We start from the raw sequence: 16,921 nt of genomic DNA on the forward strand, positions 1-16,921 counted from the left end.
CATCATGACCATCATCAGGACACCCGCCGACGAGGCCGAGGCCCGTGCCGTACAGGACGAACTGCGCGCCCGCGTCGTGCTGGACGAGCCCGGCCCCCCGCCCGGCACCGGCCTGGTCACCGGGGTCGACGTGGCCTACGACGACGAGCGCGACGTCGTCGTCGCGGCCGCCGTCGTCCTCGACGCCGCGACGCTCGCGGTCGTCGAGGAGACCACCGCGACCGGCCGGGTCACCTTCCCCTACATACCGGGCCTGCTCGCCTTCCGTGAGATCCCGACCGTGCTGAGCGCGCTGGAGTCGCTGGAGAACGACCCCGGGCTCGTCGTCTGCGACGGCTACGGCCGCGCCCATCCACGCCGCTTCGGACTCGCCGGCCACCTCGGGGTGCTCACGGGTCTCCCGGTGCTCGGCGTCGCGAAGAACCCGTTCACGTTCTCCTACGATCCGCCGGGCGATCGGCGCGGGGACTCCTCACCGCTCGTCGCGGACGACGGCGAGGAGGTCGGCCGGGCGCTGCGCACCCGGCACGGGGTCAAACCGGTCTTCGTCTCCGTCGGCCACCGGATCTCCCTCGACAACGCCTGCGCCCACACGCTCGCGCTCGCCCGGGACTTCCGCCTCCCCGAGTCCACCCGCCGGGCGGACGCGCTCTGCCGCCGGGCGCTGCGCGAGGCGACCGCCTGACCCGGCCGGGAGACGGCGGCCGGCAGGCATCCGGCAGGCGACGGCTGCGGCATCGCGCGGTGACGCCGATCGACGTGGGCGGCACGCCTCGTGGCTTCCGGCAGGGCCCGCACGCCGGCCCCCGGTGGGCGGCTGCCCAGGCCGTGCGCCGATCGGCGCACGCCGACCTGCGGCTGGAGGCTGACCGGGCCGTGCGTCGTTCGGCGCACGCGGCCCTGCGGCTGGAGGCTGACCGGGCCGTGCGTCGTTCAGCGCACGTCGGCGACCCTGAAGGTGATCCCCGCGGCGCGCAGGCGCCCCAGCAGCGCGTCGCCCATCGCGACGGCCGTGGTGACCTGGCCCGCGGTGTCCGGCAGTTCGTCCAGCGCGAGACCGAGCACCGACTCGGCGAGCATCTTCGCCGTCTCGCCGTAGCCGGGGTCGCCGCCCGAGACCTCGGTGAAGACCCGCCGGCCACCGCCCTCACCAACGAAGCGGATCCGGAACCAGCTGCGTTCGCGCTGCTCGGCGCTCGGGCCACGGCCCGGTTCGTAACGGTCCATCAGCCACTTGCGGGCGGGCGGAAGCTGCGCCAGCGCGGCCAGCGCCCCGAGCGCGGCGGGGCCGCCGAGCGCCATCGGGAGCGTCTTGACCGAGGCGTAGTGCCGGTACTGGAAGTCGGGGCCGTAGCGCTTCAGGCCCGCGGCCGAGCGCGCCACGATCCGCGGGTCCAGCGTGGGCAGCGGCAGCGCCCAGGCGCCGGTCTCGCTGCTGAAGCGGGGCGCCCCGAGCTGCGACCTGGCGCGGCGGCCCACCAGCCGCGGCTCGTGGAGCTTGCGCTCCCGCGCCACGCGGACGGTCTGCCGCTGCCGCCCCATCGCCGTGATCGCCGAGGCGAACGTGCCGCCGGAGAAGATCCCGCCGGCGCGCACGAAGCCGTCGACGCGCAGCGGTACGTCCTCGGGCAGCTGCTGGACCGTGAAGTACGCGCCCAGGTCGTGCGGCACCGAGTCGAAGCCGCACGCGTGGACCAGCCGGGCGCCGGTCTCACGGGCCCGCGCGTCGTGCCGCAGGAAGACCGTGTCCACGAACTCGGGCTCACCGGTGAGGTCGGCGTAGTCCGTACCGGCCTCCGCGCACGCCGCCACCAGCGGCTCGCCGTACCAGACGTACGGTCCGACCGTCGTCGCCACGACGCGCGTGGACTCGGCGAGCGCGCGCAGCGAGTCCGGGTCCGCGGCGTCGGCGACGACCAGGGGCAGCCCGGCACACGCGGGGTTGATCGCGGTGAGCCGTTCGCGCAGCCGCTCCAGCCGTGCCGCGCTGCGTCCGGCGACGGCCCACCGGCACCCCTCGGGCGCATGTGCGGCGAGATACTCGGCGGTGAGCGTGCCGACGAAGCCCGTCGCCCCGAAGAGCACGATGTCGTACGGCCGCTCCGGTCCGTGCTGCCTGTTCACTGGCCCCTCCGCCCGCTGTGGGTCATGCTCCGTGCCGATGCTGCCGGCCGAGGCTAGCGTGAGCCGCGACAGTACGTACGACCGGGAGGGACGGGATGGCTGCTCCACCGAAAGGCGCCCTGGCGAAATGGGAGAAGGTGCGGTCCTTTGCCCTGGGTCTGCCGGGCGCGACCGAGGAGTTCCCCTGGGGGGAGACCGTCGTCAAGGTCAACAAGAAGATCTTCGTCTTCCTAGGTGTCGACGACGGCAGCCACCCTCTGGGCATCGGCGTCAAGCTCAAGGACGAGGCGATGCACGCGCACGCCCTGTCCTGCCCGGGCGCGGAGCCGTCGGGCTACGGCCTCGGCAAGGCGGGCTGGGTGCAGATCCCGCTGGCCGTCAGGGGCGCCCCGACGGCGGACGTGCTCTGCGACTGGGTCGAGGAGAGCTACCGGACGATCGCCACGAAGAAGCTGATCGCCGAACTCGAGGCCCGCTGACGCCCTGCCCTCCGCCGACAGCCCGCAGGCCGACCCGCACCCGCGGTCGGCCTGCGGCTGCCGGCGTCCGCACCCGCCGGCGTCCGCACCCGCAGGTCGGCCTGCACCTGCCCGCGTCCGCCCCGCCGTCAGCGGTAGTCGTCCGGATGGTCCTGCATCCACACGTTGATCCGGTCACGGGTCCCCACGAGTTCCTTCTGGTGCGTCTTGAGGTTCTCGTACGACATGTCCTGGCCGAGGGTCTTGCGCAGTTCCGCGATCCACGCGATCGGCTCGGGGAAATGCCCGGGGCCCTTGGGGTCGGCCTTCATGGCCTCGTCCAGCCGCTCCAGCTCGTCGTGGACCCGCCCGAGGAAGTACGCGCACTGGCCGTCGCCGCCCGTGCAGCCGTCGTTGAAGGTGGCCTGGAGTCCGGCGAAGGCGTCGCGGACCAGCTCGGGCCCGGGTGAGGGCTGCACGCTCGACCGTGTCCCGGCAGCGGGCTGCGCTTCGCCGGCGGCGGGCTCTGTCCCGGCGGCGGCCGTCGTGGGCGTGCCCCCGGTGTCCGGCGCGCCGCCGTCCGTGGCGGAGCAGGAGATCAGCAGTGCCGCCGGAAGTGCGACGAGCGCTGCGACGCGGACGGGGCGGGGTATACGCATGGAGTCTCCGTTTCCTGGATCCGGCTGCAGGACCCTACCGTCACGGAGTGAGAAACCAAGCGCTTGCTCGCCTCAAGGGCTTGTGCGAAGTGGAACGCGTTCTTAACATCACTGATGTTACATCAGTTGTGTCACAGTGCTGGGGGCTTGATGGCAGCGACAGGGAACGGCCCGCCGGGCGGTCCGCTGGCCGGGGTGCGCGTGGTCGAACTGGCGGGCATCGGGCCCGGCCCGTTCGCCGCCATGCTGCTCGCCGACCTCGGCGCCGATGTCGTACGGATCGACCGCCCCGGCGGCTCCGGGCTCGCGATCGACCCGGCGTACGACCTGACCAACCGCAACAAAAGGTCCGTACTGATCGACCTGAAGGCCGACGGCGGCGCCGAGCAGGTCCTCGACCTCGTCGAACGCGCCGATGTGCTCATCGAGGGCTACCGCCCCGGGGTGGCCGAGCGGCTCGGTGTCGGACCCAAGGAGTGCCACGCCCGGAACGCCCGGCTGGTCTACGGCCGGATGACCGGCTGGGGCCAGGAGGGCCCGCTCGCCCAGCGCGCCGGCCATGACATCGCGTACATCGCGATCACCGGCACCCTCGGCATGATCGGCAAACCGGACGAACCGCCCGCCGTGCCCGCCAACCTCGTCGGCGACTACGCGGGCGGCTCGCTCTACCTCGTCATCGGCGTGCTGGCCGCACTGCAGCACGCCCGTACCACCGGCGGCGCCGGCCAGGTCGTGGACGCGGCCATCGTCGACGGCGCCGCGCACCTCGCCACGATGATCCACGGAATGATGGCCGCGGGCGGCTGGCGGGACAGCCGAGGCGCGAACCTCCTCGACGGCGGCTGCCCGTTCTACGGGAACTACGAGACCGCCGACGGGCAGTACATGGCGGTCGGCGCCCTCGAGCAGCAGTTCTACAACGAGTTCATCGAGCTGCTCGGCCTCGGGGACGAGGCGCCGGCCCGCAAGGACTTCGCCCGCTGGGACGACCTGCGCGCCGCCGTGGCCGACCGCTTCCGTACGAGGACGCGGGACGAGTGGACGGCGGTCTTCGAAGGCTCCGACGCGTGTGTGGCCCCCGTACTGTCGCTGCGGGAGGCCCCGGCCCATCCGCATCTGGCCGCCCGCGGAACCTTCACCGACCACGGCGGGATCACCCAGCCCGCCCCCGCGCCCCGGTTCTCCGCGACCCCCGGGGCCGTGTACCGCCCGCCGGCCCAGCCGGGTGCGGACACCGAGGAGGTCGCACGCGACTGGGACGTACCGAGCATCCGGATCAGGCAGCAGGGCGGGGAGCGGTAATGGCGATGAAACGGCAGATCTTCGGACCGGACCACGAGGCGTTCCGCGAGAGCGTCCGCACCTTCCTCACCAAGGAGGTGCTCCCGCACTACGAGGACTGGGAGCGGGACGGCATCGTCTCGCGCGACGCCTGGCTGGCGGCGGGCAGGCAGGGGCTGCTCGGACTCGCCGTCCCCGAGGAGTACGGGGGCGGCGGGAACACCGACTTCCGTTACAGCGCCGTCCTGGCCGAGGAGTTCACCCGGGCCGGCGCCGCCGGCCTCGCGGTCGGCCTGCACAACGACATCATCGGGCCGTATCTCACCTCGCTCGCGACCGAGGAGCAGAAGCGGCGCTGGCTGCCCGGCTTCTGCAGCGGCGAGATCATCACGGCCATCGCCATGACCGAGCCGGGCGCGGGCTCCGACCTCCAGGGCATCCGCACCACGGCCGAGGACCGCGGCGACCACTGGCTGCTCAACGGCTCCAAGACGTTCATCTCCAACGGCATCCTGGCCGACCTGGTGATCGTCGTCGCGAAGACCACTCCCGAGGGCGGCGCGAAGGGGCTGTCCCTGCTGGTCGTCGAGCGCGGCACGGAGGGCTTCGAGCGGGGCCGCAACCTCGACAAGATCGGCCAGAAGGCGCAGGACACGGCCGAGCTGTTCTTCAACGACGTACACGTCCCGAAGGAGAACCTGCTCGGCGAGCTGAACGGCGCGTTCATCCATCTGATGACCAATCTCGCCCAGGAGCGGCTGAACATAGCCGTCGCCGGGATCGCCGCGGCCGAGTATCTGCTGGAGATCACGACCCAGTACGTGAAGGAACGCGAGGCGTTCGGGCGCCCGCTGGCGAAGCTGCAGCACATCCGCTTCGAGATCGCCGAGATGGCCACCGAGTGCGCCGTCACCCGCACCTTCCTCGACCGCTGCATCGTCGACCACTCCGACGGCGAGCTGGACGCCGTGCACGCCTCGATGGCCAAGTGGTGGGCCACGGAACTGCAGAAGCGGGTCGCCGACCGCTGTCTGCAGCTGCACGGCGGCTACGGCTACATGACGGAGTACCGGGTCGCCAAGGCGTTCACGGACGGCCGTATCCAGACGATCTACGGCGGCACGACCGAGATCATGAAGGAGATCATCGGCCGCTCCCTGCTCTCCTGACCCTCAACACCGAAGCTGCTGTGATGCGAAAGGTTCTGTTGTGAGTACCGAAGCGTTTGTGTACGACGCGATCCGCACCCCGCGCGGCCGCGGCAAGGCCAACGGCGCCCTGCACGGCACCAAGCCCATCGACCTCGTCGTCGGTCTGATCCACGAGATCCGCTCCCGCTACCCCGGCCTCGACCCGGCCGCGATCGACGACATCGTGCTCGGCGTCGTCGGCCCCGTCGGCGACCAGGGCTCCGACATCGCCCGGATCTCCGCCATCGCGGCCGGACTGCCCGACACCGTCGCCGGCGTCCAGGAGAACCGCTTCTGTGCCTCGGGCCTGGAGGCGGTCAACATGGCGGCGATGAAGGTCCGCTCCGGCTGGGAGGACCTCGTCCTCGCGGGCGGCGTCGAGTCGATGTCGCGGGTGCCGATGGCCTCCGACGGCGGCGCCTGGTTCGCCGACCCGATGACGAACTTCGACACCCGCTTCGTGCCGCAGGGCATCGGCGCCGACCTGATCGCCACCATCGAGGGCTTCTCGCGCCGTGACGTCGACGAGTACGCCGCACTGTCCCAGGAGCGGGCGGCCGCGGCCTGGAAGGACGGCCGCTTCGACCGTTCCGTCGTCCCGGTGAAGGACCGCAACGGACTCGTCGTCCTCGACCACGACGAGCACCTGCGCCCCGGCACGACCGCGGACTCGCTGGCCGCCCTCAAGCCGTCGTTCGCGGGCATCGGCGACATGGGCGGCTTCGACGCCGTCGCCCTGCAGACCTACCACTGGGTGGAGCAGATCGACCACGTCCACCACGCCGGCAACTCCTCCGGCATCGTCGACGGAGCCTCGCTCGTCGCCGTCGGCTCCAAGGAGATCGGCGAGCGGTACGGACTCAGGCCCCGCGCCAGGATCGTCTCCGCGGCGGTCTCCGGCTCCGAGCCCACCATCATGCTCACCGGCCCCGCGCCCGCCACCCGCAAGGCGCTCGCCAAGGCCGGACTGACCATCGACGACATCGACCTCGTCGAGATCAACGAGGCGTTCGCCGCCGTCGTCCTGCGCTTCGTGCGGGACATGGGGCTCTCCCTCGACAAGGTCAACGTCAACGGCGGCGCCATCGCGCTCGGCCACCCGCTCGGCGCCACCGGCGCCATGATCCTCGGCACGCTCATCGACGAGCTGGAGCGCCAGGACAAGCGGTACGGCCTCGCCACGCTCTGCGTCGGCGGCGGCATGGGCATCGCCACCATCGTCGAGCGTCTCTGACCCTCCCGTCCCTCCCTCCCCTTCCCCCGTACGGAGAAGCAGCAATGACCGCAACGCCGGCGAGTTCCACCATCCGCTGGGAGCAGGACGAGACCGGGATCGTCACCCTCGTCCTCGACGACCCCGACCAGTCCGCCAACACCATGAACCAGGCCTTCCGGGAGTCGATCGCGGCGATCGCCGACCGCGCCGAGGCCGAGAAGGACTCCATCCGCGGCATCATCGTCACCTCCGCCAAGAAGACCTTCTTCGCGGGCGGCGACCTCAAGGACATGATCAAGGTCGGTCCCGAGCACGCCCAGCAGGCCTTCGACATGGGCATGGGCATCAAGCGCGCACTGCGCCGCATCGAGACCCTCGGCAAGCCCGTCGTCGCCGCCGTCAACGGCGCGGCCCTCGGCGGCGGTTACGAGATCGCCCTCGCCTGCCACCACCGCATCGCCCTCGACGCGCCCGGCTCCAAGATCGGCCTGCCCGAGGTCACTCTCGGCCTGCTGCCGGCCGGCGGCGGCGTGACCCGCACCGTACGCCTCATGGGCATCGCCGACGCGCTGCTCAAGGTGCTCCTGCAGGGCACCCAGTACTCCCCGCAGCGGGCCCTGGAGAACGGCCTGATCCACGAAGTGGCCGCCACCCGTGAGGAGATGCTCGCCAAGGCACGCGCCTTCATCGAGGCGCACCCCGAGTCGCAGCAGCCCTGGGACGTCAAGGGCTACAAGATCCCCGGTGGCACGCCGTCCAACCCGAAGTTCGCCGCCAACCTGCCCGCCTTCCCGGCGAACCTGAAGAAGCAGCTGAACGGCGCCCCGTACCCGGCCCCGCGCAACATCCTCGCGGCCGCCGTCGAGGGCTCCCAGGTCGACTTCGAGACCGCGCAGATCATCGAGGCGCGGTACTTCACCGAGCTGCTCACCGGCCAGACCGCCAAGAACATGATCCAGGCGTTCTTCTTCGACCTCCAGGCGGTCAACTCCGGGGCGAACCGGCCCAAGGGCATCGAGCCGCGCGCGGTGCGCAAGGTGGCCGTCCTCGGCGCCGGAATGATGGGTGCGGGCATCGCGTACTCCTGCGCGAAGGCCGGTATCGAGGTCGTCCTCAAGGACGTCAACGCCGACGCCGCCGAGCGCGGCAAGGCGTACTCGGAGAAGCTGCTGGACAAGGCGCTCAGCCGGGGCCGTACGACCGAGGCCAAGCGCGCCGAGCTGCTCGCCCGGATCACCCCGACCGCCGACCCGGCCGATCTTGCGGGCTGCGACGCCGTCATCGAAGCGGTCTTCGAGGACCCGGCGCTCAAGCACAAGGTGTTCCAGGAGATCCAGGGCGTCGTCGAGCCGGACGCTCTGCTGTGCTCCAACACCTCGACCCTGCCGATCACCCTGCTCGCCGAGGGCGTCGACCGGCCCGTCGACTTCATCGGGCTGCACTTCTTCTCGCCCGTCGACAAGATGCCGCTCGTCGAGATCATCAAGGGCGAGCAGACCGGCGAGGAGGCGCTGGCGCGCGCCTTCGACCTGGTCCGGCGGATCAACAAGACGCCGATCGTGGTCAACGACTCGCGCGGCTTCTTCACCTCGCGCGTCATCGGCCAGTTCATCAACGAGGGCGTGGCGATGGTCGGCGAGGGCGTCGAGCCCACCTCCGTCGAGCAGGCCGCGGCCCAGGCCGGCTACCCCGCGAAGGTCCTCTCCCTGATGGACGAGCTGACCCTCACCCTCCCGCGGAAGATCCGCGGCGAGACGAGGCGGGCCGTGGAGGAGGCCGGCGGTACCTGGACCCCGCACCCGGCGGACGCCGTCATCGACCGCCTGGTCGACGACTTCGGGCGCACGGGCCGCAGCGGCGGCGCCGGCTTCTACGACTACGTGGACGGCAAGCGGGCCGGGCTGTGGCCGGGCCTGCGCGAGCACTTCGGCAAGCCCGACGTGCACGTCCCGTTCGAGGACATGAAGGAGCGGATGCTCTTCTCCGAGGCCCTGGACACCGTCCGCTGCCTGGAGGAGGGCGTGCTGACGTCGGTCGCCGACGCCAACATCGGCTCCATCATGGGCATCGGCTTCCCGGCGTGGACGGGCGGCGTGCTGCAGTACATCAACGGGTACGACGGCGGCCTGCCCGGCTTCGTCGCCCGGGCGCGCGAGCTGGCGGAGGCATACGGCGAACGTTTCGCACCGCCGGCGCTGCTGGTGACGAAGGCCGAGCGCGGCGAGGTCTTCACGGACGCCTGACCGCGGCCGCTCGACGTGGTGGAGGACGGGCCCTTCCCGGTGGAGGACGGGCCCGTCACGGGTGTGGGCCTGTCACGGGTGTGGGCCTGTCACGGGTGCGGGCCCGTCACGGCCGCGGTCCCGTCCTCACGGCGCCGGTCAGCCGGCTTCCGGTCCCGGCTGACCGTCCGGCTCGGGTATCCGCTCCAGCAGCTCGGCGAGGACGTCGAGCCGCAGCGAGACGCGATGGACGTCGGCGGCCGTGACCCGGTCCGGGGGCGGTGCCTCGAACACCGGCTGCGGGGCCGCACCGAGCGCCGTCATCCGGCGGAGTATGCGCTCCTGGAGCTCCTGCGGCGACGTGTAGGCGCGCACGACGTCCTTCGGCTCGAAGATCGTCCAGGACAGCCGATGGTCCTCCTCCCTCGCGGGAACGGCGTGCCAGGGCAGTCGCTGCACCGAGGGGTCCGGCAGGGGAGTGGGCAGCGCGGCCATCGGCCTCGCCCATCGTTGGATGCCGCGCCGCAGTGAGCCGCCGATGCCCTCGGTCTCGGGCCAGGCCGCCGGCGGCACCACGGCGAGATAGCCGATGCCGTGCTTCACGGACGCACGCCGCACGTCCTCGGCCACTTCGTAGGACCAGCGCTTCTGGTTCCACCGCCACAGGCGCCGGGACTGGCTGACCCGGATCAGGGTCAGCTCCCAGCCCGGTCGCCCGTGGACGCGCTTGACGTAGAGCCCGCCGGGTCTCAGCTCCGCGAATCTCATGGTTCCCCCCAGGCCGGTGTGGTCGTCGGCCGTCGATCCCGCACGTGTTCCCCGAGACTAGGTGTCGCCACCGACAGTCGGTTCCCCACCGGTCCGCCGCGCGTCGGGCGCCTCGCCGTCCGTGCCGAACGCCGCGCGCAACTCCTCTCGCAGCGACCGCTGGAAGGCCGTCACGAGCGCCTGGATGACCATCGGCTGCATATGGGCCGACAGGGACTTCATCGCGGCGACATGATCCGGGTCCGACTCGCGCTCCCGGTACGGGCCCCAGACCTCGTCCCGGAACAGCCGGGTCAGCTCGTGCGCGGCGGCGCGGGCGTGCTCCAGCAGGACCGTCCGGGAGGCGAGGATCGTCTCGTGCGCGATCGGTACGTCGAGCAGCTCGACGCCGAGCCGCAGCAGTCCGCCGTCGAGCCGGAACACGTCCGGGACTCCGGTGCGGTCCAGCACGCCCATCGCCGCGAGCCGGCCGATGTCCTCGTCCGACAGCGGCCGCCCGGCCCGGCGCTCCAGCTCCTGACGTCCTGTCTCCTCGGCCGACTCGGGCGCCCAGGAAGCCACCAGGGCCCGGTGGATCGCCAGATCGTGGGCGCTGAGACCGGGCGGCAGCTGCTCCAGGTAGCGTTCGATCGCCGCGAGCGTCATGCCCTGGTGCTGCAGCTCCTCGATCAGCGCCAGCCGGGAGAGATGGTCCGCACCGTAGTGCCCGACCCGGCGCGGGCCGATCACCGGCGGCGGCAGCAGCCCGCGGGTGCTGTAGAACCGGATCGTCCGCACGGTGACACCCGCACGCGCGGCCAGCTCGTCGACGGTCAGCGTCAGCTCCTCGGTCTCGGTCGCCATGGTCTCCCTCGCTCCGTGCGTGCTCCCGTCGAGTGCAACAGTATTGCTGTCTCATCAGTGTTGTGAAAGCGCGGGGAATCCCTGACCGAGGGCTCGACCGGTCGCCCGCGGCCCGAAGGTACGGCCGCATGTGCCGGGTCGGAGCCCGTACACACCCCTGTGACAGGGTGGACGAATGACGGCGCACCACGAGTACTCCTCCGCTTCGCACTCGACCGGACCCGAATCGTGGTCGGACACCACCCCGGCACACAGCGACCTCCTGGCCGCGAAGGCGCTCGTCTACGACCCGTGCGGATTCATCTGCTCGCAGCCGGTTCCCGAACCGGAGAGCGCCGAGTACGCCGCCCACGCGTTCACCCTCGACGGTCGCTCCGTCCGGTTCCGCGCAGCCAGGACGACCCCCACCAAGGTCGGTCAGTTCGTCACCGTGTGGAAGAGGTCACCCGGCGGACCCATCCAGCCCTTCGACGCCGCGGACCCCGTCGACCTCTTCGTCATCAGCAGCCGTGACGATCAGCACTTCGGCCAGTTCGTCTTTCCCGTGGACGCGCTCCGCCGACGCGGGGTCGTATCAGTGAACGGTTCCGGGGGGAAACGGGCCTTCCGCGTCTACCCGCCCTGGGTGACGACCACCAACCGTCAGGCCGGCAGTACGCAGGCATGGCAGCTGGACCACTTCCTGCGGCTGGACCAGGTCGGGCCCGTCGACTCCGCTCGCGCCCGAGCGCTCTACCACCCGTAGGGCGGCGGCGGCCCGATCACGAGGTCGCCGCCCTGCCCCGTCGAGGTCCGTACCGGTACGTGCCCGAGGCCGCAGGTCGCCGTGACCGCCCTCGACAGGTCCGAGGTGAACCAGAAGAGGCGACCTACTCCACGACGGTGCCGGAGCCTTCGGCCCAGATGCCGCGGACATGGCGGATATGGCGGTGCATCAGCGCCTCGGCGCCGTCGGCGTCGCCTGCCGCCACCAGGTCCACAAGCGCGGCGTGCTCCCGGGCGGAGTCGATCAGCTCGTGCCGGTCGGCGAGTGCCCGCAGGCCGTAGATGCGCGAGCGGGTACGCAGCGAGCGCACCGTCTCCACCAGGTTCGCGTTGCCGGCGAGCGCGAGGAGCGTGAGGTGGAAGTCCATGTCGTGCGTGACATGCGCGATGAGGTCACCCCGGACGGCGGCGTCCTCGATGGCGGCCGCCAGGGGGCGCAACCGCTCGATCACGTCGGGGGAGGGGCCGGACGCGGCGATGCGGCGGACCGTCGGCACCTCGATGAGCGCCCGTAGCTCGGCGATCTCGTCGAGCTCCTCGTCGGACAGTTCGACGACGCGGAAGCCCTTGTTGCGCAGGGGCTCGATGAGCCCTTCCTTGGCGAGTTCGAGCATCGCCTCGCGCACAGGTGTCGCGGACGCGCCGAGCCGGGCCGCCAGGCTGGGTGCCGAGTAGACGACGCCGGGCCTGAGTTCGCCCGAGATGACCGCGCCGCGCAGCGTCTCGGTGATCTCTCCGCGCAGGCTGCGCCGGGCGGAGAACGAGGGCAACGCCGGGAGGACACCGTCGTCCGTCGTCATATGGGTCATCCCCTCCTGGTCGCCTCGTAGGCGGCGCCCGCGAGGACAAGATCCTCCCATGCCATGCCGACGCTCTTGAAAAGGCGGGGGCGGTCCCGGTCGGCCGGAACGCAGCCGCGCACGAGTTCGGCGAGCGTGAATAGCTCTTCGGGGCTCAACTGCCCCGCCAGCACGGGCTGGATGATGTCGCCCGCCTCGCGCAGGGCGGCGGATCGCGCCTCCACCACGACCGTCGAGCGGCGCACGGTCACCTCGTCGACCTCGCGGGCGTCGGGCTCGTGCGAGCCGACGGCGACCACCGTGGCGTGGTCGGCGAGGAGGGAGCCGTCGAAGAGCGGGGTGCGGGCGGTGGTGCAGCAGGCGACCAGGTCGGCGCCGGACACCGCGCCGGGGTCCCCGGCCTCGACGACGAGGCCGGAGTCCTCGTAGCGCAGGAGGAACTCCTCCCGCCGCTGTTCGTCGCGCGCGATCACCGCGACATGGCGGAGCGGGCGGACGGATCGCAGCGCCTCGACATGGCTGTGCGCCTGCGGGCCGGTTCCGAAGACGACGAGGCGTGCCGCGTCCGGCTCGGCGAGGAGGTCGGCGGCGGCGGCGGAGACGGCCGCGGTGCGGATCGCGGTCAGTTCGACGGCGTCGAGGATGGCCAGCGGCGTGAGGGTGTCCGCGTCGAGGAGCAGGTAGGCGCCCTGGATGCGGGGGAGTCCCCGGGCGGGGTTGTCCGGTGCGACCGAGGCGATCTTCACCCCGGCGTACCGGCTCGACCGGGCCGGCATGAGCAGGAGTTGGCCGGCGTCGACCGGCACCGCGGCACGCACCGGGTCGGTCTCGGGGTCGAGTCCGCCCCGCAGCGCCTCCTGCACCGCGGCGACGGCGACGCGCATCGGGAGGGCGGAGCGCACCTCACCGGCTGCGATGACGGGGGTGGTGCGGTCGGTCATGGCGACCTCCATCGGCGACGGTGAACCCTTCATCTGTGCAATGTTACATGGTACGTTGCGGAACCCTCGCCCCCGACTCCACGCCATGGGAGGCCCCATGACCAGCGCAGCGTCCGAACAGCACGACCGCCGAGTGGCCCGCAAAGTCCTGCTGTCGAGCCTGATCGGCAGCACCGTCGAGTGGTACGAGTTCTTCATCTACGGCACGGCGGCCTCGCTCGTCTTCGGTGATCTGTTCTTCCCGGAGTTCGACCCGCTGGTGGGCACGCTGCTCTCGCTGTCCACCTTCGCGATCGCGTTCGTCGCCCGGCCGGTCGGCGGTGTGCTCTTCGGCCACTTCGGCGACCGGCTCGGCCGCAAGTCGATGCTGGTGCTCACGCTGACGCTCATGGGCGGCGCGACGTTCGCGCTCGGCCTGCTGCCCACCTACGACCAGGTCGGCGTGGCCGCACCCGTCCTGCTCGTCCTGGTCCGCCTGGTGCAGGGGCTCTCGCTCGGCGGCGAATACGGCGGGGCGGTGCTGATGAGCGTCGAACACGCCGACCAGCGGCGGAAGGGACTGTACGGAGCCGTCGTCAACACCGGCGTGGGCTGGGGGCTCCTCCTGGCCAACCTGCTGTTCCTGATCGTCACTCAACTCCCCGACGCCGCCTTCCGCACCTGGGGCTGGCGCATTCCGTTCCTGCTCAGCGCCGTCCTGGTCGGCCTCGGCCTGTTCATCCGGCTCAAGGTCACGGAGAGCCCGGACTTCCAGGCGGTGAAGGAGTCCGGAGAGGTGCGCAGGCTCCCGGTGGTCGAGGTGATGCGCAAGAGCCCCGGCCTCGTCGTGCTCATGTGCCTGGCCTACGTCTCCACGGGCGCCACTTTCTACGTGCTCTCCGTCTTCTCGCTGGCCTATGGAGAGGACCAGGTCGGCGTGGACAAGAGCACGATGCTCGGCCTCGTCCTCGGCGGCACGGCACTCACCATCGTCGCCGTCCCGTACTTCGGTCTGCTCTCCGACCGCCTCGACCGCCGGAGGATCCTGCTCGCGGGCATCACCGCGATGGCCGTCCTCCCTTCGCCTGGTTCACTCTGCTCCACAGCGGCAACACGCTGCTGATGCTCGCCGGGTTCCTGCTGCTGTTCCTGGCCTTCTCCGTGACCTACGGGGCGATGCCGACCTTCTTCGCCCACGTCTTCCCCGTCGACGTGCGCTACACCGGCATGTCCGCCGGCTACACGCTGGGCACGGTCCTGGGCGGCGGGTTCGCGCCCATCATCGCCGCGTACCTGCTCGACCGGACCGGCGACTGGCCCGCGATCGCGTGGTACATGACCGCGGCCGGCGCGGTCTCCTTCGTCGCCGCGCTGTTCCTGCGCGAACGTCCGGACGACGTCCCCGGCCGGAGCGACAGGTCGTCACCGTCGAGTCTCCAGCGCGTCCCGACCAAGGGCTGATACGAGGCCTCCCGGGCCCGCCGTCCTGCCGCGGACGGTGGCGGGGGGCTTCCCGATCGGGAGGCCGTCGCGGCACCTTCGGGCCACACGCACCGGACGCCGTGGGACGCGATCCTCGGTGGGCCTGGGTGCCGCGGTCGGCGCATCTCGTCGACTCGGCGCTCGGTCATGGACTGTCGGAGGCGCCCCGTACGGTGGGCGCATGACGGGGACGACGGGGATCACGTACGTACGGGGGGACGCCACCGCGCCGCAGGGCAAGGGGGTCAAGGTGATCGCGCATGTCTGCAACGACCTGGGCGGTTGGGGCAAGGGCTTCGTGGTCGCGATATCCCGACGGTGGCCGGAGCCGGAGGCGGCGTACCGGCGCTGGCACCGCGAGCGGGCGCGCAACGACTTCGGGCTGGGCGCGGTCCAGTTCGTCCAGGTCGGCCGGTATGTGTGGGTGGCGAACATGGTGGGGCAGCGGGGGATGCGCACCGGCGGCAAAGGTGTGCCGCCCGTGCGGTACGAGGCGATCGACGTGGCGCTGGGCGCGGTCGCCGACAAGGCCGTGGAGCTCGGTGGGTCGGTCCATATGCCGCGCATCGGCTGCGGGCTGGCGGGTGGCACATGGTCGCGGGTGGAGCCGCTGATAGAGGCGAGGCTGGCTGCGCGTGGAGTGCCCGTGACGGTGTACGACCACGGGGCGTAGCCCCGGTGCGGTTTGGTGTGTACCTGACGCTAGAGTGCGGTGCTTGTTCGAATTAGGGCATCGGGGGACGGGGAGGGGCATGAGCGCGCAACTGAGGGAAACTGCCACGGGGTTGGCGGAAGTACTGTGGCGCGAGCACACCGTGTACCGGGACCGCGCGGGGGGCGTGGTCATCCGGGGAGAGCATGTGCAGCGGTGGATCAGCCTGGCGCCGGGTGGCGGCAGGGACGAGATCCTGGTTCGCGCGGGCCGTATCCTCGACGGCGGCACCACCGCCCCGGCGCGTGCGGAGGCGGTCGTGAGCCTCGCCGGCACGAGCGAACTCGCCGCGGTCTGCCGCCGGCTGCTGGCCGAAGCGGCCGCGGATGCCATGGCCGGTGCGATGCCGAAGGGTGGCGCGTCGCGGTCCGGTCGTACGGCCAAGCGGTCCAAGCAGCCCAAGAGACCGAGGAGTTCCGGGAGACCCAGCAGACCCAGCAGACCCGGGCGGTACGGACGCACCGGACGGCACACGAGCTTCGGGTCCTGGATGGTCATCGTCTGCGTGGTCGCACTCGTCGCCCTCTACGCGTACAGCATGTCCGCGGCGTACCGCTAGCCGGCCCCGGACCGGATCCGCAGTCCCGAAGTCCCGCTTCACTCCTGGAAGTCAGGCGAGCCAGCCGTACGGCAGGCGCAGTATCGCGGCAACCTCCGTGGCCACCACCGGAGCGTGCGGCGGAACGCCTCCGTCGGCGAGGCCGCGGGTCAGATGGAGATGAAGGGACTGCAGCGTCGCGAAGGTGTTGAAGGCCCATGGTGGGACCGGGCCGGGCCCGCCGCCTTCGAGGGCGTCCGTGACGACGCTCAACCATGCGGTGGCCTGCTCGGCCGTCAGACCGGGAGCGAGCAGGACCACGCTGAGCGCATGGGCGAGGCGTGCGTCCTCCAACTGCTCATAGCGGCGCTCGGCGTGTGCGGCCGTCATCCGTCGGGCGCACAGTTCGAGCAGTTCGGTGCGGCGGGCAGGCAGGGCCCGGGCGAACGCCGCGGCCGCGTCGGCGCCGTGGGCGACAGCGTGCAGCCAGCCGAGGGAGTCGTCCCAGCCGCGGGTGTCGCGCTCCGCCGGGAACCAGGAGGCGAAACCGGCGTACCAGCGCTCCGCTGCCCCCTCCGCCACGGTGCAGGGCGCGGCGTCGGCGCGCGTCAGAACGCAGCGGAGAACGAGCGGGGCGAAGGCCCGGGCCTGGATCTCGGGGTGGGTGAAGCGCCCCGCGGCGGTGTCGCCGAGCTCTTCGAGGACCTCGTCCAGGTGCCCTTGCCGTATCCAGCGCGCGGCGGCGGTGTAAGCGTGCCCGTCACGGACCTCGGGGTCGGGGGACACGAGCATCGCCGACAGCTCCTCGCAGAGCCGGGACGCCGGTACGGCGCCGGGGAAAGGGAAGTCCGCAGCGGCGATCGACGACCAGTCGACAGGATCCGTACTCATCGCGGCCAGCCTTCCACCCGCCACCGGACCCGGCAAGACCCGGCAAGAC

Annotated in this window: 18 protein-coding genes; 11 read left to right on the top strand and 7 right to left on the bottom strand. The window is 71.6% G+C overall.

The genetic code is table 11. The annotated features are described in order from the left end of the window. Positions 1–4: 4 nt before the first annotated feature. Positions 5–685 carry an endonuclease V gene (locus tag OG766_RS31260; RefSeq protein WP_266386052.1) on the top strand — a complete coding sequence of 227 codons (681 nt, stop codon included), beginning with the start codon at positions 5–7 and terminating at the stop codon, positions 683–685. A 248-nt stretch (positions 686–933) separates the two neighbouring features. Here OG766_RS31260 and OG766_RS31265 read toward each other — a convergent pair whose 3' ends face one another. After that, positions 934–2,124 carry a saccharopine dehydrogenase family protein gene (locus OG766_RS31265; RefSeq protein ID WP_266386050.1) on the bottom strand — a complete coding sequence of 397 codons (1,191 nt, stop codon included), beginning with the start codon at positions 2,122–2,124 and terminating at the stop codon, positions 934–936. A gap of 95 nt (positions 2,125–2,219) precedes the next feature. Between OG766_RS31265 and OG766_RS31270 the strand changes: the two genes are divergently transcribed. Further along, positions 2,220–2,603: an MmcQ/YjbR family DNA-binding protein gene (locus tag OG766_RS31270; RefSeq protein WP_266386048.1), complete on the top strand. Its 384-nt coding sequence runs from the start codon at positions 2,220–2,222 to the stop codon at positions 2,601–2,603. Between the two features lie 128 nt (positions 2,604–2,731). Here the strand turns inward: OG766_RS31270 and OG766_RS31275 are convergent, their stop codons facing one another. Further along, positions 2,732–3,241, bottom strand: a complete 510-nt coding sequence (locus OG766_RS31275) for a hypothetical protein (RefSeq protein ID WP_328726811.1) — start codon at positions 3,239–3,241, stop codon at positions 2,732–2,734. A 150-nt stretch (positions 3,242–3,391) separates the two neighbouring features. On the opposite strand from OG766_RS31275, the gene OG766_RS31280 reads away from it, so the two are divergent. From OG766_RS31280 to OG766_RS31295, 4 genes are read left to right on the top strand one after another with little or no spacing between them, the layout of a single operon-like run. Next, positions 3,392–4,546 (top strand): CaiB/BaiF CoA transferase family protein, encoded by a 1,155-nt coding sequence (locus OG766_RS31280; protein ID WP_328726813.1) that lies wholly within the window; start codon positions 3,392–3,394, stop codon positions 4,544–4,546. Between the two features lie 5 nt (positions 4,547–4,551). Continuing rightward, a complete protein-coding gene (locus OG766_RS31285; protein WP_328726815.1) occupies positions 4,552–5,694 on the top strand; it encodes an acyl-CoA dehydrogenase family protein in 1,143 nt (380 codons plus the stop codon). A gap of 40 nt (positions 5,695–5,734) precedes the next feature. After that, positions 5,735–6,949 (top strand): acetyl-CoA C-acetyltransferase, encoded by a 1,215-nt coding sequence (locus OG766_RS31290; protein ID WP_266386037.1) that lies wholly within the window; start codon positions 5,735–5,737, stop codon positions 6,947–6,949. A 44-nt stretch (positions 6,950–6,993) separates the two neighbouring features. Next, positions 6,994–9,174: a 3-hydroxyacyl-CoA dehydrogenase NAD-binding domain-containing protein gene (locus OG766_RS31295; protein ID WP_266386034.1), complete on the top strand. Its 2,181-nt coding sequence runs from the start codon at positions 6,994–6,996 to the stop codon at positions 9,172–9,174. Between the two features lie 138 nt (positions 9,175–9,312). On the opposite strand, the gene OG766_RS31300 is transcribed toward OG766_RS31295, so the two are convergent. Further along, positions 9,313–9,921, bottom strand: a complete 609-nt coding sequence (locus OG766_RS31300; RefSeq protein ID WP_328726819.1) for a hypothetical protein — start codon at positions 9,919–9,921, stop codon at positions 9,313–9,315. Between the two features lie 57 nt (positions 9,922–9,978). Then, positions 9,979–10,764: a MerR family transcriptional regulator gene (locus tag OG766_RS31305; protein ID WP_266386028.1), complete on the bottom strand. Its 786-nt coding sequence runs from the start codon at positions 10,762–10,764 to the stop codon at positions 9,979–9,981. Between the two features lie 175 nt (positions 10,765–10,939). Here OG766_RS31305 and OG766_RS31310 point away from each other — a divergent pair, with 175 nt between their 5' ends. Beyond that, entirely contained in the window at positions 10,940–11,509 is a 570-nt protein-coding gene (locus tag OG766_RS31310; protein WP_266386025.1) for a MepB family protein, read from the top strand. Positions 11,510–11,633: 124 nt separating this feature from the next. Here the strand turns inward: OG766_RS31310 and OG766_RS31315 are convergent, their stop codons facing one another. Then, the gene (locus tag OG766_RS31315) at positions 11,634–12,329 is read right to left on the bottom strand and encodes a GntR family transcriptional regulator (RefSeq protein ID WP_328726822.1); all 696 of its coding nucleotides are present in this window, start codon (positions 12,327–12,329) and stop codon (positions 11,634–11,636) included. A gap of 5 nt (positions 12,330–12,334) precedes the next feature. Continuing rightward, positions 12,335–13,303 carry an ornithine cyclodeaminase family protein gene (locus OG766_RS31320; protein ID WP_328726824.1) on the bottom strand — a complete coding sequence of 323 codons (969 nt, stop codon included), beginning with the start codon at positions 13,301–13,303 and terminating at the stop codon, positions 12,335–12,337. Positions 13,304–13,367: 64 nt separating this feature from the next. On the opposite strand from OG766_RS31320, the gene OG766_RS31325 reads away from it, so the two are divergent. From OG766_RS31325 to OG766_RS31340, 4 genes are all read left to right on the top strand, one after another. After that, complete coding sequence (locus tag OG766_RS31325) at positions 13,368–14,372, top strand: MFS transporter (RefSeq protein WP_328726826.1); 1,005 nt, start codon at positions 13,368–13,370, stop codon at positions 14,370–14,372. Continuing rightward, a complete protein-coding gene (locus tag OG766_RS31330; protein ID WP_328726828.1) occupies positions 14,372–14,710 on the top strand; it encodes an MFS transporter in 339 nt (112 codons plus the stop codon). Before OG766_RS31325 ends, OG766_RS31330 begins: the two co-directional genes overlap by 1 nt. Positions 14,711–14,912: 202 nt before the next feature. Then, the gene (locus tag OG766_RS31335) at positions 14,913–15,404 is read left to right on the top strand and encodes a macro domain-containing protein (protein ID WP_328726830.1); all 492 of its coding nucleotides are present in this window, start codon (positions 14,913–14,915) and stop codon (positions 15,402–15,404) included. Between the two features lie 79 nt (positions 15,405–15,483). Continuing rightward, complete coding sequence (locus OG766_RS31340; RefSeq protein ID WP_328726832.1) at positions 15,484–16,002, top strand: hypothetical protein; 519 nt, start codon at positions 15,484–15,486, stop codon at positions 16,000–16,002. Positions 16,003–16,053: 51 nt separating this feature from the next. On the opposite strand, the gene OG766_RS31345 is transcribed toward OG766_RS31340, so the two are convergent. Then, the gene (locus tag OG766_RS31345; RefSeq protein ID WP_328726834.1) at positions 16,054–16,872 is read right to left on the bottom strand and encodes a DUF2785 domain-containing protein; all 819 of its coding nucleotides are present in this window, start codon (positions 16,870–16,872) and stop codon (positions 16,054–16,056) included. Positions 16,873–16,921 lie beyond the last annotated feature (49 nt).

This window comes from Streptomyces sp. NBC_00259, assembly GCF_036181745.1.
GTDB lineage: Bacteria > Actinomycetota > Actinomycetes > Streptomycetales > Streptomycetaceae > Streptomyces > Streptomyces pratisoli.